The 16766-nt window shown below is 35.5% G+C and carries 16 protein-coding genes, 1 other RNA gene and 1 pseudogene; 1 reads left to right on the forward strand and 17 read right to left on the reverse strand.

The window, feature by feature from the left end:
* Positions 1 to 37: 37 nt before the first annotated feature.
* From MHB75_RS07020 to MHB75_RS07040, 5 genes are read right to left on the reverse strand one after another with little or no spacing between them, the layout of a single operon-like run.
* Positions 38 to 1447, reverse strand: coding sequence for a phytoene desaturase family protein (locus MHB75_RS07020; protein ID WP_340996742.1), 1410 nt, complete (start codon positions 1445 to 1447; stop codon positions 38 to 40).
* Entirely contained in the window at positions 1444 to 2529 is a 1086-nt protein-coding gene (locus tag MHB75_RS07025) for a glycosyltransferase (RefSeq protein WP_340996743.1), read from the reverse strand. The genes MHB75_RS07020 and MHB75_RS07025 overlap by 4 nt, the downstream gene beginning before the upstream one ends.
* Positions 2523 to 3131, reverse strand: coding sequence for a 1-acyl-sn-glycerol-3-phosphate acyltransferase (locus MHB75_RS07030; protein ID WP_340996745.1), 609 nt, complete (start codon positions 3129 to 3131; stop codon positions 2523 to 2525). Before MHB75_RS07030 ends, MHB75_RS07025 begins: the two co-directional genes overlap by 7 nt.
* On the reverse strand, positions 3112 to 3843 hold the full coding sequence (locus MHB75_RS07035) for a carotenoid biosynthesis protein (protein ID WP_340996747.1): 732 nt from the start codon (positions 3841 to 3843) through the stop codon (positions 3112 to 3114). The genes MHB75_RS07030 and MHB75_RS07035 overlap by 20 nt, the downstream gene beginning before the upstream one ends.
* The gene (locus tag MHB75_RS07040) at positions 3830 to 5380 is read right to left on the reverse strand and encodes a phytoene desaturase family protein (protein ID WP_141273672.1); all 1551 of its coding nucleotides are present in this window, start codon (positions 5378 to 5380) and stop codon (positions 3830 to 3832) included. The genes MHB75_RS07035 and MHB75_RS07040 overlap by 14 nt, the downstream gene beginning before the upstream one ends.
* A gap of 206 nt (positions 5381 to 5586) precedes the next feature.
* Between MHB75_RS07040 and MHB75_RS07045 the strand changes: the two genes are divergently transcribed.
* Positions 5587 to 6477, forward strand: a complete 891-nt coding sequence (locus MHB75_RS07045; RefSeq protein WP_170214728.1) for a MerR family transcriptional regulator — start codon at positions 5587 to 5589, stop codon at positions 6475 to 6477.
* Between the two features lie 483 nt (positions 6478 to 6960).
* Here the strand turns inward: MHB75_RS07045 and MHB75_RS07050 are convergent, their stop codons facing one another.
* The 12 genes and pseudogenes from MHB75_RS07050 to ssrS all read right to left on the reverse strand — a co-directional run bounded on the left by MHB75_RS07050 (position 6961) and on the right by ssrS (position 16510).
* On the reverse strand, positions 6961 to 7725 hold the full coding sequence (locus MHB75_RS07050) for a tRNA threonylcarbamoyladenosine dehydratase (RefSeq protein WP_141273668.1): 765 nt from the start codon (positions 7723 to 7725) through the stop codon (positions 6961 to 6963).
* Positions 7726 to 7858: 133 nt separating this feature from the next.
* Positions 7859 to 8554, reverse strand: coding sequence for a glucosamine-6-phosphate deaminase (locus tag MHB75_RS07055; protein ID WP_218026239.1), 696 nt, complete (start codon positions 8552 to 8554; stop codon positions 7859 to 7861).
* Between the two features lie 12 nt (positions 8555 to 8566).
* Positions 8567 to 8788: a hypothetical protein gene (locus MHB75_RS07060; RefSeq protein ID WP_141273666.1), complete on the reverse strand. Its 222-nt coding sequence runs from the start codon at positions 8786 to 8788 to the stop codon at positions 8567 to 8569.
* A gap of 635 nt (positions 8789 to 9423) precedes the next feature.
* Positions 9424 to 9749: pseudogene (locus MHB75_RS07065) on the reverse strand (PTS sugar transporter subunit IIB).
* 166 nt (positions 9750 to 9915) lie between these two features.
* On the reverse strand, positions 9916 to 10056 hold the full coding sequence (locus tag MHB75_RS07070; RefSeq protein ID WP_445666999.1) for a hypothetical protein: 141 nt from the start codon (positions 10054 to 10056) through the stop codon (positions 9916 to 9918).
* A 447-nt stretch (positions 10057 to 10503) separates the two neighbouring features.
* Positions 10504 to 12213, reverse strand: coding sequence for a phosphoenolpyruvate--protein phosphotransferase (gene ptsP, locus MHB75_RS07075; RefSeq protein ID WP_340996753.1), 1710 nt, complete (start codon positions 12211 to 12213; stop codon positions 10504 to 10506).
* Position 12214: 1 nt separating this feature from the next.
* Positions 12215 to 12484, reverse strand: coding sequence for an HPr family phosphocarrier protein (locus tag MHB75_RS07080; RefSeq protein WP_068452408.1), 270 nt, complete (start codon positions 12482 to 12484; stop codon positions 12215 to 12217).
* Positions 12485 to 12637: 153 nt separating this feature from the next.
* Entirely contained in the window at positions 12638 to 12988 is a 351-nt protein-coding gene (locus MHB75_RS07085; RefSeq protein ID WP_340998594.1) for an SIS domain-containing protein, read from the reverse strand.
* A gap of 88 nt (positions 12989 to 13076) precedes the next feature.
* The gene (locus MHB75_RS07090) at positions 13077 to 13799 is read right to left on the reverse strand and encodes a GntR family transcriptional regulator (RefSeq protein ID WP_340996756.1); all 723 of its coding nucleotides are present in this window, start codon (positions 13797 to 13799) and stop codon (positions 13077 to 13079) included.
* Between the two features lie 13 nt (positions 13800 to 13812).
* Positions 13813 to 14217 carry an amidohydrolase family protein gene (locus MHB75_RS07095; protein WP_340996758.1) on the reverse strand — a complete coding sequence of 135 codons (405 nt, stop codon included), beginning with the start codon at positions 14215 to 14217 and terminating at the stop codon, positions 13813 to 13815.
* A gap of 221 nt (positions 14218 to 14438) precedes the next feature.
* Complete coding sequence (locus MHB75_RS07100; RefSeq protein ID WP_340996759.1) at positions 14439 to 16238, reverse strand: hypothetical protein; 1800 nt, start codon at positions 16236 to 16238, stop codon at positions 14439 to 14441.
* An 89-nt stretch (positions 16239 to 16327) separates the two neighbouring features.
* A non-coding RNA gene (ssrS, locus tag MHB75_RS07105) (6S RNA) lies at positions 16328 to 16510 on the reverse strand.
* Between the last annotated feature and the right edge of the window lie 256 nt (positions 16511 to 16766).

Here is a 16766-nt window from a genome sequence, read left to right on the forward strand (position 1 = left end):
GTAGGACACCGTTTACTACGATATCCCACTTTATACATCATACTTCTTGTCGCTCCTGTATAATACGCTTCGCTACTTCATAGCCACCTTTTACAACAATCGGTGAACCACCACCTGGATGAACGGTTCCACCTACATAGTAAAGGTTATCTAGTTTCAAATCGTGGTTCGATGGTCTAAAGAAACTTCCCTTCCATGTATTCGAAGCTTGTCCATAAATTGCTCCTTGTCTAACAGCAAATGTGTCCGCAATATAATGCGGTGGCAAAGCTTTTCGTTCAACAATTTGTTCTTCTTTAATCCCCCATTTCTGAAGGGCATCATCCACTTGTTCGGCTAATCCATCTTGTGAGGCATACAGATTTGCGGGTGCGTTAATCAAAACAAAAAGTGTCGGTAATCGACTCGGATCAGACGCATATGGATAACAACCATAGACACTCGACTTACGCGCATAATTTCCTTCACGTAATGTCTTAAATTCTGCTACATAGTCATTACTGAATAATACATTATGGTGATGTAAATCAACAGGCTCTTTTAAAGCGATGAGTTCCACATAAGCAGAAGTTGAAAGTTCTCGCTTCGGTATTTTTCGACCTAGTAAAGATTGCATGACATCATAATCCATATCACTCACAAAAATATCTGCTTCATAACGTCCTTTTTCTGTTTCGCAAAAGCGAATTGTATCGCCGTCCATCGCGAATTTTAAAACTGGTTCATTTAGATGAAGTTTAACACCTTGTTCGCGTAATACACGTTCAAATGTCGCCGCAATATTCGGTGGTCCACCCTCTAAAAAATAGGTTCCTTCAACCAATTCAAAATAAGCAATCATCGCAAATGTCGCAGGCGTTTCATATGGAGAAGAACCGATATATGTCGCAAAGCGATTGAATAACTGTCGAATTTTTTCATTTGGAAAATAGTGACCTAAAAATGCATCTAATGTTTGAAATGGACGAGCTACCATTAAATTTTTCATTAATGAAGCCTTTGTATAATCTTTTATATTAAAGAATGTTTTATTTAAAAAAGCTTTTTCACTTAGATGAAATAGACGTGTAATCTCTAAAATAAAAGCTGGATAATTTTCTGCACTCACTGAATCAATAAGCGCAATTTGACGCTGCATTTCCGCTACGTCTGTTGTAAATGTGATGGTGGCATCTTTAAAGCGATGTGCAGTCGGTTGTTCTACTCGCTGAAATGGTAGCTCCTCTTTTGGCTGTACAAAAGGCGCTAGCACATCCCAAAAGTAACGTGGCATTGTAAGCGTGTTAGGACCAAAATCAAATGTATGCTCCCCCAGTTGAATCGATTGCATCTTGCCACCTAACCAACTATTTTTTTCGAAAATTTTCACATCATAATGCGTACTTAATGTGAGCGCAGTCGCTAAACCACCTAAACCGCCACCCACAACAATCGCTGTCGGCTTCATAATATACGTCCTTTCCAATAAGTATTTTTTTGTCTAGCTGTTCGAATCATTGTTGTAATGAGTAATACACAATAAACAATTGCACTAACAGGCATGAGCAACGTATAAATATTCAATTTTTCCGCAAGTAGATCACTAATTAAACGCATGAGTATAATACAAACGAGTGGCACGAAGAATACATATTCCGTCATAACTAGTCCGTAAATTGCCAAACCTACTGGACTGACAAAGTAAAGAAAATAGAATACGACTAAAAAAATGCCTGTTAGATAAGAATGATTAATTCCTCTAAAACAGTTTTTTTGGAGTCCTTGCCATGTTTCTTGGCGATTCGCATACATCGCGCAAAATACAAAGTCGGTAATATTATAGAGCATGGCTTTTTTATCATGATGCTTTAAAATGCGAAATAATGCCACATCCTCCACTACCGCATCTTTTACAGAAGCATGTCCACCAATTTCTTCATACACTTCTTTTCGAATCGCAATAAATGCACCACTTGCAGCTGTTGCAGCTACCATACGTTGATGATTTGCAAGTGCGATGGGTAGATGAAAATAAACAAAAAAATGAAGCAATGGCGTTAACAGACTTTCCAACACATTGCTCGCTTTAAAACGCGGAAAACCCGTTAATGCATCAATCGGTTGTGTAAACATCGTTGCCACTGCTTCTAATGTTTTCTTTTGAAGTGTTACATCTGCATCAATCCAAAGGAGTACATCACCACTTGCTTCATCTGCTAATATTTGGCATGCACGTGGTTTACCACGCCATCCCTCTGGTAAAGCTTTTCCTCGAATCATGCGAAAGCGTGTATCTTCATGTAATCTCTCTTCGATTAACTGCGCTGTACGATCCGTTGAATCATCATCATATAAGATAAATTCTGCATTTTTATACGTTACATTTTTCAAACTCATCATTAATTTATGTACATGTGTTTCTTCGTTTCGAAGTGGCACTAACACACTTATTTTTGAATCATTATGTTGCGCTACTCGTAACTTCTTCAAAAATTGAATATTGAAAATCAGCCAAATAAGTCCGATTAAAAAAGGTATGGTTATTACCATAAGCGTACAAACCTTTCTTCTTCTTTTGCAATTACTTGTGCTTTTAAACAATCTAAATAATATGTCATACCTTCCTGAATCGATGTTCGCTTACTTGCCGGTTGATAATCCATCCGACAAGCTACTTCACCTTTTAAACCATCTGTATATGAATAGTAAATTGAAATATATAAAATGCCATGTTGAGGGAATTTACTTATTATTTTGTCCATACCTGATTGAATCGTCAAGGGTCGCTTTTCCTGATGTTCTTCTACACCTTGAGGAAAAAGTGTAATCGTATTCGTTTTAGCTAGTGCATACATCTGTTTGATTTCAGATACTTTAATCGGCTTTGAGATAGGAAATGTTCCAATCCCCTTAAACAAAGGAAACTTTTTCAAGCCCTCTGCACTCATACCTGCGACAATGTTTGAAGGCAAATAGCCTCGCTTGAATAATTCAAAAAGAACGAGGCTATCATAAAAACTACTATGATTGACAACGACCATACACGGTTCTTGAATCGTTGTCAGATTGACTTTCATCGTTTGAAACATTCTTCGCATCATGAAGCGCTGACCAATTTGAAAGAATAATAAATTAGATTTTTTGCGAATCATTTGCAGCACCCCTTATAAATTGGAGTAGTAAAAAACCAATCACTCCAACGAAAAATGCTAAGTATAGTTTGGATAAAATAGCAATCCATAAAAATAAAATAACGATTGTCCAAAAGACGACACGCATTTGTTTAATCATGTTGATGCTCGGCTCATTTTCACGCGTACGTGGTAACAATAATTGTAAAATAAAAGCAACGACGAACCAGCCAATAAAGTTACTCGCTGGTATTCCATAATACGCGCTATTGTCCTCCCAAATCCAATACTGCTTTGCAACGAAAGCAACAGGATCAAGAATTAAGTCTAAAAGAACGACATAGAGAGCTGCAAAGAAAGCGCGAGAAAAACGATGTTTTAGACGAATCGTTAAAGCATGACCTGCCATAACCATAACAATCCATGCAAACCCTATGCCGATTGGAACACCGAATAATAATGGTGGAAAACGATCTGTATAATCATAATTACCAAAAAAGACATTAAAATAGGCACTTAATCCTTCCACACTGAACGTGACAATCCAAATAAAGATGGACATGAGTAAACCTTTTACATTCCCAAAAGCATGCATTGCATAGCGAACTGCAATTAAGCCAGCAAGAATTAAGAATACACTATTTGCCCACTCCAACCATGGTGGAATGAGGCTGAATCCAACGAGGATACAGCCAATTGTAAACCAAACTAGATATAGCCTATAAACTAGCATGACTCAATTCCGTAATACGATAATCTAATTCTTGTGGTAGCGGCTTGATTGGGAATGTTTTTTGTCCATCTCGCTCTAACATTAAGTTCGCTGTAATACGTGCGGATTCAATAATGATCGGTAGACCACTGCCTGGGTGCGTTCCGCCACCTACTAACCAGCAATTCTCGTATGGTGCAAAGTGATTGTGAGGTCGGAATGTCATCATTTGATTTAATTGGTGTCCAAGGTTAAATGTTGCACCTTTATACACATTCATTTTTTCTTCCCAATCGATTGGCGAATAGATTAATTCCTCTTCGATGTGTGAAGCTAAATCTGTTAGACCAAGACGTTCTTCAAGTGTTGCAATTAATAAATCACGGTATTGTTGCTTCACTTCATTCCATTCAATCTCACTGAAGTTATTTGGAACAGGTGCTAATACATACAATGTCGATTTACCAGCTGGTGCTAGCGTATCGTCTGTTACCACTGGATTTTGAACGTAGATTGACATATCTTTTGAAATCACTTTTGTACCAGAGATTTCTTCCATGTTTTTGCGATAATCTTCTGCAAATAGGATTGTATGATGTTGTAAATCATATTGTGTATCAATTCCTAGATACAACATGAATGTTGAACAAGAATATTGTTTTTTCTCGATTTTTTGTGGTGACCACTGACGTTTTTTCGGTACATTTAATAGCTTTGTTAAAGCATAACCGAAGTCCGCATTGATCACTACATCGTCACAATGAAGGAGTTGTCCATCCTCTAAACGGATACCTTCAATGCGCTTTTTATACTGTACAATTTCTTTAATTGGCGTATTTAAATGAATTTTCACACCTTGTTCTTCCAATACTTTCGCCATCGCTTTTGTTAACTGGTTTAAACCACCTTTTAAGTGATAAATTCCATAAGCTTGCTCGATATACGAAAGGATTGAGAATGCACCAGGGCAATTCCATGGTGACATACCTAAATATTTCGATTGGAATGTGAATGCTAATTGTAATTGCTCATCATCAAAGTATTTACCTAGCTTATCCATTAAAGATTTACCAAACTCTAACTCTGGTAATGCTTTTAATGTTTCTGGGGCTAGAAGATCTGTCACACTGTCCATCTTACGTTGTAATAATGGCGCAAGAGCTTCCAATTTTTTATGTGTCTCTTGTAAATAGCGTGTATAACCTTCTTCATTACCTGGGAAGGTTTTTGAGATTGTTTCAATCATTTGATCGTAATCCGAACTTACAGTAAAACGCTTGTCAGCATAAACTAACTCATAAAGAGGTGATAATGCGACTGGTTCTACATAATCTTCTAATGTACGACCTGTTAATTCAAAAATTTCACGTACTAAGTACATCATATTTAAAAAGGTTGGACCACGATCAAATGTGTATTCACCTAGCTGGATTGAACTTGTACGTCCACCCACAAAGTTTTCTTTTTCAAATACTTCTACATCATATCCTGCATGCGCTAATAACATGGCTGATGTTAGGCCTCCTGGACCTGCACCGACTACATAAATTTTTTTCATTTATATTTCCCCCTGTAAAGGATTAGTTAAGTGTAATTGTAACGTTTCTACATATCATTACTACTACATTAAATATACTAGTAAGTATAATTAAATCTATACCGTTAATTCATTTTTGTCAAACCTTATTTAACAAAAGGTTGGACAAAGTGATAAAAGCGTCTATAATGACTAGTACATACTTCATTGTGAGAGGAGTTGATTCTATGGATGATTTTTCTCAAAATTACTCTATATCTAGCGTTGAAGCGATTACTGGGATTAAAAAAGAAACATTGCGTAAATGGGAACAACGCTATGACTTTTTACATCCGACACGACTAGAGAATGGTTATCGTCAGTATTCACAGCAACAAGTAGAGTTTTTGTGTTTATTACAAAGTCAATTGCAACAAGGAATTTCATTAAAAAAGTCTGTTCAGTATGCAACTGAGCAAACTGAAAAAAGACCATCTACCCCTTCTCTTGTCGAACCTTTTCTTTACCAATTACTCGCCTACGGAGAAGAATGTGATGAAGAAGCTTTTTCCATCACATTACATCAAGCTCATCAAACACTTGGTTTGACCGTTTACTTGCAACAACTTATTCGACCTTTTTTACAAGAGGTCGGAAGGCGTTGGATGACGAAACAATGGTCCGAATATCAAGAAAAATTCGTATCTACAATTATTCAAAATCATCTTGTTGAAGTGAAACAACAAATCCCTGTTTCTAAAAATGCACCACTTGTGATTGGCGCTTGCTTACCATACGAAAACCACGAACTGCCTTTGCATATTCTACTATTACAAATTCTATTAAAAGGTTATCGCGTATTTTTAATTGGACGTTCACCAGCAGCAGGTACAATCGAGGACTTTGTAGATAAATTACACCCAACTGTTGTACTATTATCAGCTACAACTCATATACCGTTGGATCAGCCAAACTATTTATATGAATTGGATGAGTTCGCCAACAAGCGTCCAAAAATCACTTTTTTCTTAGGCGGTACAGGGGCTAATCAACTGATTGAAAGAAAACCTTTGACAACCATTACGATTACACATACGCTTGAACCGATTTGGATTGCATTAAAAAAGACTACTTCTTAAAAATCGAATCTTCTTAGAGGGTTCGATTTTTATTTACATTTTTTCTGCTTCGTATGTAGTGATGTAAAACTATTTTGTCCAACCTTTGCTCAAATAAGTGGTGTCATACAAAATAACGTATTATTCAATTATCTATTCGACTAACTTTCGCTCCACACGCACATTATCTCATTATTCTTACTCTTTAAAACGTACCACTTTTTAAATTCCTCTAGTCCTTCATTCAGTTATAAATAAAAAACAAAAGATATGTACATATTTTATATATACTTCTTAATTATACAAAAAAGATTGTTTTTTCATGTAATCATATTTCCAAAAACAATTCTTTTAATTAATTATGAATTTTTTTTACAAATATTAAAGACTCATATCGTTCAATTGTACCACTTATTTCCTTAAAAAGAATTTATTTCGTCTTATTTACAGTAAATCAAAAAAGTTTCCGACGATTTGAATTATTCGTCGAAAACTTTTTATAATTTATTGATTTTTTACTGTTGCAATATGAATCGGTGATAAAATGTCACGTACTACCCAACTTGCTGCAATCAAACCTACAGATGATGGAACGAATGCATTAGATGATGGTGGCATTTTCGCTTTACGAATAGCTGCATCTGGATTCCCAACTTCTCCTACAACATCTTGACGAATCACAATCGGGCTTTCATCTGAGAAAATAACAGGCACGCCCTTTTTAATTCCCTCTTTACGAAGTTTTGTACGAATGACTTTCGCCAGTGGATCCGTATGCGTTTTTGAAATATCAGCGATTTGGAATCGTGTTGGGTCCATCTTATTCGCTGCGCCCATGCTTGAGATGATTGGAATATCGCGCTTTAAGCACTCTTTCATAATATGAATCTTATACATTACTGTATCTGATGCATCAATAACATAATCTGGCTTGTAGCTGAAAAATTCTTCATATGTTTCTTCTGTATAAAACATGTGTAAATCATGTACTTCACAATCTGGGTTGATATCTGCGATACGTTCTTTCATGACTGCTGATTTTGAGCGTCCGATTGTTGACATATATGCGACTAACTGACGGTTAATATTTGTAATATCCACATCATCTTTATCCACTAAAATAATACGACCAATTCCAGAACGTGCGATGGCTTCTGCTGCGAATGAACCTACGCCACCTACACCTAGAATAGCGACTGTCTTATTTTTTAATAACTCAATACCTTCTGTACCCACTGCTAACTCATTACGAGAAAATTGATGTAACAAAATAACCCACTCCGATATGTTTTTTGTAAGTATTCCTACTTAATTACTCTGAAAAAAATATACAATGTAACGCACGTAATTGCAAGTAAAAATCCAAACAACTCGAACGTATAACGAATTGTTTGGATTCTTTTTAAATCGTTAAATCAGTTAAGACAATCACATTTGCATGATCTTGTAATGCTGTAACTGGAACATCGATTGTTTTTTCACCGTGAATAAATGCTTCAAGTGCAGCGCGTTTTTTTTCACCTACTGCAATCAGTACAATTTGTTTCGCACGAAGAATAGATGAAATCCCCATCGTAATCGCTTCTGTTGGTACTTCATCAACCGAATGGAAAAAGCGTGCATTTGCTTCACGTGTCGACTCTGTCAATGTTACAACATGTGTAGGCGCATTGAATGGCGTCCCCGGTTCATTAAAACCAATATGCCCATTCACTCCGATTCCCAATAGTTGAAAATCAAGTGTTGTTGCTTGCAATTTTTGTTCATACGCTTTAGCTTCTGCTTTTGCATCTTTAGCTTCACCATTTGGTAACATAGATTTTGCAAATGGCTTTTGATTAAATAAATGCTTTTTCATAAACGATACATAACTCTCAGGATGTGTTGCAGGTAAACCTACATACTCATCTAAATTAAAGCTTTCATATGTAGAAAAGTCTAAATCACTCGCACAAATTTTCTCATATAAAGGGATCATCGTTCCTCCAGTTGCCAAACCAAATGTTTTTGCGCCATTTTCTTTTGCTTCTTTAAAAAGCTCCATACCTCTTGTGTATAATTCATCTAAATTCGAAATTACTTCTAATTTGATTGACATAGTTTACTCCTTTTAATGTGTTTTTAACTCTTGCGAAAACTGTTGAAGGAATGTATAAGCGAGTGTATGTTCAATTCTTTGCAAAGCACCAATGACCGCACCTCCAACGGGCGAGACTTTTGGTGCAATAAAAATATAGGGTAATTGTTTTTTCGCAATAACAATTGACAATAACTCCTCATATAATTCAAAATTTGTAAAAATGCCACCCATTAGTACAACGGGAATAAACATTCCTTTTTGCCATTCTGTTTGTTTTTGACACCCTTGGACTGCCTCAATAAATTGAGCACAAGATGTCTCAATAATTTCTCTAACTATTGGACCTTTTTGAAGTGCAGCTTCTTCTACATATCGACTTAAGAAACAGTATATGTGCGTGGATGCTCTTGTGAATAAACACAATGCACTAATTCGGGCACATTTACAACACCACAATGTTTTAAAACTTTTGTTGTCAATATCGTTTCAGGTCCTCATCCGTCATATAATTTGACAATCGCTTTTAACGCTCGGACTCCTATGTCATAACCAACTACCCTCATCGTCAAACAAATAACCCCAACCGCTTGTACAAGTCGTTTGTTGATTGACACCTAAACCATATGTAGTTGTCCTCGTTCTTGCAATATGTACAATGCCTAGTTTTCGAAGTGTATCTGCATATAAAGCGATACACGCGTCACTCTCTATTATAATCGAAACTTCATCACCCTAAAACCTTTTGAAAATAGAATAGACACTTTTTCTAATCCCATTTCCATTACTCCAGCATGCCTAGCAAAATAACTTTTAACTAAATGAAAAACAACAGGATTTCTCTCTTGTAAAAAGTGGAAATTTAACTGTCAACTCTAACATGTGACGATTTAATTTTCACAAATTTTCTTCATTAGATGAAGTGCTTGATTTAATACATTTTCACCGTTCATCATACCGTAGTCAGACATGCTAATAACATCTAGCGGAATACCTGTACCTGCTAACTTTTTATCGAAAGATGATTTTAAGTAACGTACTTGTGGTCCAAGTAACAGGACATCAATTGATTTGTTCTCCATTGTTTTTTCTCCTTCATTTTCTGCAATGGCAAAAATATCTGCCTCCATATTTTGTCTCTGTGTTGCTTTTTACACTTCGTTACGAGTAAATTTGTACTCATCCCTACCACGCATACCAACATAATCGTTTTCACTGTGCAAATCCCCTTTGAAATGTACACGTTTTCTTGATTTGAACATAGCATTTATTGCTATATACCACAACTTTTTTCACATTTTAACTATTAATTGCATTGGTACATTTAGATAAAATCATACTATCAAAGCTTTGAATTTAAGTGGTATAGTCCAATTTTCTCCTTATTTAAAATACTCATTGAAAAGGCAATTACTTTTCGGAAAGAGTTGATTTATTTCTGAAATAATCTCACCATCTACTTGTACACATTGGCGATAAAGAAGTTGTTCAATTGTGTCATAACCAGCAACTAAAGAAGCCAAATGTTGGATTGAAATCGTCCATAAGCGTGTAGTAGGTTTTATTATTATTTCTCAACAGATCCTTTATGGATAGGAAAAACACCTTCATTCCAAAGTGCAAATGTACCCAGAACTTGTATATAAAAAGAAATATTTTTTTGGTAATGTCAGTTGTGTAAAAAAACATATACATCTACAATACGTAGCATCGTTTCTCGTTTTCGTTGTTGTTTAATTTGTGGTTTAGTAAATGACAACATAAATTTCTGTTCTATTGATACAACATCTCTTACTTTATCAATACTAGAGGCATGCGAAAAAACATAACGCTAAATTGCTTCTTCTACTGAATAGTAATCATGGACTGTAAAGTGTAAATTTCTATAAAAACCCCCCTCGATGTTTTAAAAAAAGCCATCCGAAAATAGCGATACAATTACCCTATTTTCAAGATAGCTTTTATTTAATTTATAATAAATTTTCAATTACATAATTTTCGATGCTAGCTGATGTCGTTAACGTTAAAATATGATCAATATGTTTTTTCATTTCAGCTTTTGATAATTTTGAAATTTGAGCACGTGCATGTAAGATAGATGAAGCACTCATCGAGAATTCATCTAAACCAAAACCAAGTAAGATTGGGATGGCAATCTCGTCTCCTGCCATTTCACCACACATGCCAACCCATTTACCATTTGCATGTGCAGCATCTATTACATTTTTAACTAAACGCAAGATTGCTGGATGGTAAGGTTGATATAAATACGATACTTTTTCGTTCATACGATCAGCAGCTAATGTATATTGAATTAAATCGTTCGTACCAATCGATAAGAAGTCAGCCTCTTTTGCAAATAAATCTGCAATGACTGCAGCAGAAGGAATTTCTACCATCATACCCACTTCAATATCATCTGATACTTCGAACCCTTCCTCAATTAATTCAGCTTTTACTTCCATTAAAAAGTTTTTAGCTGTACGGAATTCATCGAGCGTCGCAATCATTGGAAACATAATCTTTAAATCCCCATGAATACTTGCGCGTAATAATGCACGTAATTGCACACGGAATAATGAGCGTTCTTCTAAGCATAGACGAATTGCGCGGTATCCTAAGAATGGATTCATTTCCTCTGGAAGCGTTAAGTAACTCAGTTCCTTATCCCCACCTATATCAAGTGTACGAACTACTGTCTTACGCCCTTCCATTTTCTCAAGAACTGTTTTATATGCTATATACTGCTCTTCCTCGGACGGAAAATCATTACGGTCCATGTATAGAAATTCGGTTCTAAATAGACCTACACCATCTCCACCATTTGCTTTCACAACTTCCGCATCATCTGGTCGACCAATATTCCCTGCAATTTCGACATGATGACCATCTCGATCTACACTCGGTTGATCAATATAAGCACGAAGCGCCGCTTGTTCTGCTTCAAAGGCTTCTTTCTTTTGCTCATATTCATTTACAACTTCTTGTGTCGGGTTGATGATTGCAATACCTGTTGAACCATCTAATACAACCATTTCATTATGTTCAACAGATGTAGTCGCAATTTTTGTACCAACAATCGCAGGTATTTCAAGCGTACGTGCCAAAATAGCGGAGTGCGATGTACGTCCACCATTATCTGTTATAAAACCTTTTACAAATTGTTTGTTCAATTGTGCTGTCATAGACGGTGTTAAATCATTCGCAATAATAATGACGTCCTCTGCAATGGTGGTTAAATCTGGTAAATCAACTTCAAGTAGCTTAGCGAGAATACGTTGTGAGACATCACGAATGTCGGCAGCACGCTCTTTCATATATTCATTATCCATTGATTCGAAAGTAGCTATAAATGTGGAAGCCACTTCATCTAGTGCAGCTTCAGCATTCATACCTTTATCAATTTTACTTTCTATTGCCATACGCATTTCTGGATCTTGTAAAACAAGTAGATGTGCAGAGAAAATTTCAGCATTTTCTTTTCCAAACTTTTTAATAGCGTGATTACGAATCAACTCTAACTCGATTTTTGCAAGATCGATTGCGCGCTGTAATCGTGCTTTTTCCTCTGAAAAATCTTTTATTTCGTACTTATCAAAAGTTAAGTTTGGTTCTACAAGGCAGTAGGCTTTAGCAACAGCAATACCATTTGAAACGCCAATTCCTTTAATCTCCAACATACTATACCTCTACTCCAATACCTTCTTCTAGAATTACTGCACCTGCTTTTTCTACCGCGGCTTCTTCATCACTACCATTTGCTGAAATCGTAATAATTCCATCTGCTGGAATTCCTAATGCCATAACACCCATAATTGATTTTAAATTTACTGAACGACCATCATATGTTAATTGAACATCAGATGAGAATGGTGTGACCGCTGATACTAATAGTGTACATGGACGCGCATGTAAGCCTTCTGAGCTTGTAATTTTATATTGTTTTTCCATTCTAAAAACCTCCATTTAATTAAAAGTTAATACGGTGTTCATATTGCTTCATATAAAATACATTTGTATTTCCTTGTTGTTCAACATTATTACTTATAAAAATAAAAAACCTCTTCTTCATCATGAAGTCATTGCACAACGCGTACAATGACTTCATTTAACGAGGTAATACCTACAAGAGTTGATACTGGACCATAACGCAAACCGTTTTGCTCCTAAATCTATCTCAATCGGTACAGCATTTTTCCCACGCTTTGAAATAACAATAAGTACATCATGGGATTGAAATTCAAAATGCGGCCAATATTCTTCGATGCGCGAAAGGTCCTTTTCATTTTCTGAAGATATTGCTGCACCTTTATGCAACATGAGTGGTTCGATGTATACAGCTTTAGCTGGTACTAAACCACCTGCTCGGTAATAAGCCCCTTGAGCAATTAATTGCGAATGACCACAACCGAACAATTGTAAAATGCCACCTTGTTCAATAGACTGATAAATTATATTTGCAGCTTATTCGATTGCTTGTTGCTCTTGTTCTTCTAGTCCTTGAAGAAGATTCGCTACTTTTTGCAAATAGATGTTCATTCTTTCATCTCTGAATTTCACTAATAAATTTATAGCGATCTGCTCGATAAGAAGAACGCACTAATTCAACCGGTCTTCCATCCGTTAAATAACTAATACGCTTAATCATTAGTACAACTGCAGATGGATCAATTTGAAGATACTTACTGTCCTCTTTTGCTACAATAGAAGCTTCCATTTGTTGAATAGCGTTCCCAATTTTCAAACCATATGTATCTTCTACTAAGCGATAGAGTGAACCATTAAATGATTCTTCTGTTAAATTAGGTAAAGCTCTAACTGGGATATAGGTGCGTTCAATCGCCATTGGCTGCTCATCCGCATTACGAATTCGCACGATGAAATACACTTCTTCACCTTCTTCTAATAGTAAGCCTCTTGCTATATCAAATGGTGGTGGTTGTTTTTCAAACTTAATTAATTTATTACTTGGCACTAAACCTCTTGCACGCATATCTTCTGTAAAACTAGTCAAAGCATTTAAAGGCTGTTCTAATTTCGGCTTTGATACAAAAGTGCCTCGCCCTTTTTCACGATAGAATAAGCCATTTAATACGAGGTTTGTAATAGCTTGTCGTACTGTCATACGACTTACACCAAAAATCACAGATAATTCTCTTTCTGAAGGAATTGGCTCTCCTACTATATATCCCCCCCAATCGATACGTCTTTTTAGCTCTTCTTCAATTTGGATATAGATTGGAATATGTGAACTTTTATTTACCAAAATACATCATCCTTTACATTTTGTGCGCTTCAAAGACAACTTTACTTTTTTTAATAGTCTTTTGTACAATCAAGTCTTTGTCTAGCAAGACAAAATCTGCATCCGCACCTACACGAATTTCTCCTTTATTCGTTTCATTCAATTGTTGTACTGCATTCGCTGAAGACATCGCTACAAGTTCTTCCATTGTACAATTTGTTAATTGCTTCATATATTTAAGAGCTGCATCTATGGTGAGCACACTACCTGCTAAAGTCGCGGCGCCTGCACCGTCAACAGCTAATCCCGTCGCATTACCTGCAGCTAACATAATAACAGCTACATACTGTACCCATGCAATGTCGATATCTCCTAACATATCATCCGAGTCGAATCGTACTAGTATTACAACAGCTGGTAATGTCGCATTCAGAAACATTAAAGACTTACCAATTTTTTATAAAAAGCTAACATGTTTATCCCGCTCCTTTGTTAAAACTTTCTTTTGGGTAGAGTTGTCTATACCACTTATAAAGTGTTTTCACAAGCTTGAAAACTCATTTATATAATTCTTCTTTCCCCTTTTATAATTGGTATGAAACAAAAAAACAGATTATCGTTGCTAAAATAGCTTTTTTTGATAACCTGTCTAGTTAAAAATTATTTTTGAATTTTTTGTAAAAGCGGGTGAATAATGAAGTGAATCATCTTCGCTTCATTCGGATCACCTTTTGCACAAAATTGATGTGTTGGGAAGGAGTAGGGTTCCATCTGCATCTCAATATACTTTTGAACAAATGGATTTGCTTGAATTGCTTGCATTGCGTAATCTCCCTCATCTAATTGGTACGCTAGCATGAAAACCCATGTTAACCATCTAAACAAAGCCGTGTCTTCAATGACTGTTTGTAATAAATCTTCTAAAATTTTTGGTTGATCAATTAAAAAGTGTAAGCACGCATAAAAATAATACAACATCGTATGCTGTCTTAACTCATTGAATGGAATGTCTGACAAAATGGCTAATGCTTCTTCAAAACGTCCTTGTTGATATAATAATGTAGTTTTGAGTAAATAAATTCGATTGCGGTTCAACAATGTAATGGGATAGTCTTGCAAAATAGCTAAACGTTCATCAGCTGTCTCGTATTCCGATAAAATAATTTGAGCATCATGATTAGTTGGATCACAATTTAATGCTAAACGTGCTAGTTCATATCTCTTACGTTCGCCATCTTCTAAAAAAGCTTCATATGCATATTTTTGTGCTTTTTCATGTTTTTTAATTGGTTTATATGGAATATGTTCAAGCTTTTTTTCCATACGTTTTTCATCTAAATCATTTGTAAAAATCATTTTTTCTAAATGTTTATCCATTTGCCATTGTTTAAATTCATCCATTGTTGCGTCTGTACCAACAAAATAAATAGCTTGTCGAATTTTATCAAACATAAAAACATCAAAATCTTGTTCAAAATACATCGAAATTTTCTTACTATAACGTGCAATTGTACTTGGTGATACATCAAAAATCGTACCGAGTCTTTTTTGCGTGATGACACGTGGAATAAAGTCGTAACGCATACCAAAATCAAGAACTGCTGCAATTAATGCCTGTTTTTTTCGCACATGTTCAATACGCTTTTCTTCCATGAGATAGTTGAAAAATAGACATGTCAAACGATCACTCTTTACATCTAAATCAAGAAATAACATGTCTAAATTAACAATAAGCTGAAGTGCTTCAACATTCATTTCTTTTTCATCTGGTTGCAATACTGGGTTTTCTGTAATCAAGTCTAATAGACAATCCAATAAACTTTCTTTAAAAAAAGCTTCTAATTCTTCATGTTTTGATTGTTCGAAGCGATGGAACCAACTATCTAACAAAATCTCTTGAGAAGCTTCTAAAATAATAGCACTACTTAGTAGTCCATAAAAACGCTCATTTACACCTGGTACGATATGCCCTAAAATCAAATTACCTTCTACTTGATCTTCCAAATCAACATCGGCTAAATAGATACATTCACCTGTCCAAATATGTTCGGCAATCACATAGTCTTCATAGAAAGACTTCATTCGACCAACAAAATAATAAGGTGTTTGCCAACTAGATAAAATGACATGTGTTTTTGGTTGGACAATCGCTTTCATCTGCTCGATTAGATGATACCCCCACTCCAAACGATTCTCAGTAAAGAAATAAAGATCCGTCAATAAATGTTGGAGTGTGGCAGAAACCATTTGCTCTTTAAAACATTGAAGACGCTCTATACCAACCCACTGTTGAAGCGCCATCAGTTCTTCTGCAGTTGGATGTTCAGATAGAAAAGTTTGAACAACTCGGCCTTTAATCGCTGTCCAATGTTTTTCAAGTGTATTATTTTTTTTAACGAAACAACACATACTCGCTTTCTTGCCACTCTGACAAGGACATAGTAATTCTTCGTATGCCACGTAAGTCACATCCTCCCATTTATTCAATATAAATAAAAAAACTCTGATTCAATATGGAATCAGAGTTTTGAAATGTGTCAACATTAGATACAAATCCCGATTGTGCCGTCCATTAATGCATCGTTTGAACCCGCTCTCCGCAGGTGGGTGTTCGCACTCTAGAAAAATCATGTTCTCCGAAAAGACATACCTTTTCCTAAAGAATATAAAACTCCCTTATCATTAGTGTTCGGTTAAAACTGATGTATGTGTGACGAACACATCAGGATTTGTATTACAGATAATATAACATAAGCAATCTGTATATTTCAAATCATAAGCATCTTCAATCTGTTCCATTTTATTCCTTTATTATATCACTATAAGTACTAAAGGGAAATAATTCCTTTTAAAAACTCAAAATAAATTCATACTTCAACTGTAGTTATTTATTTCTCTGTTTTATGTCTTCAAAACAATATTGTATATACTTTAGTAAGTGGTTAACAGTCTAACATTTTAAAAAAGAACTTTGGCATGAATTCATAC

Origin of the sequence: Kurthia sp. FSL E2-0154, assembly GCF_038003625.1 — a bacterium.
GTDB lineage: Bacteria > Bacillota > Bacilli > Bacillales_A > Planococcaceae > Kurthia > Kurthia gibsonii.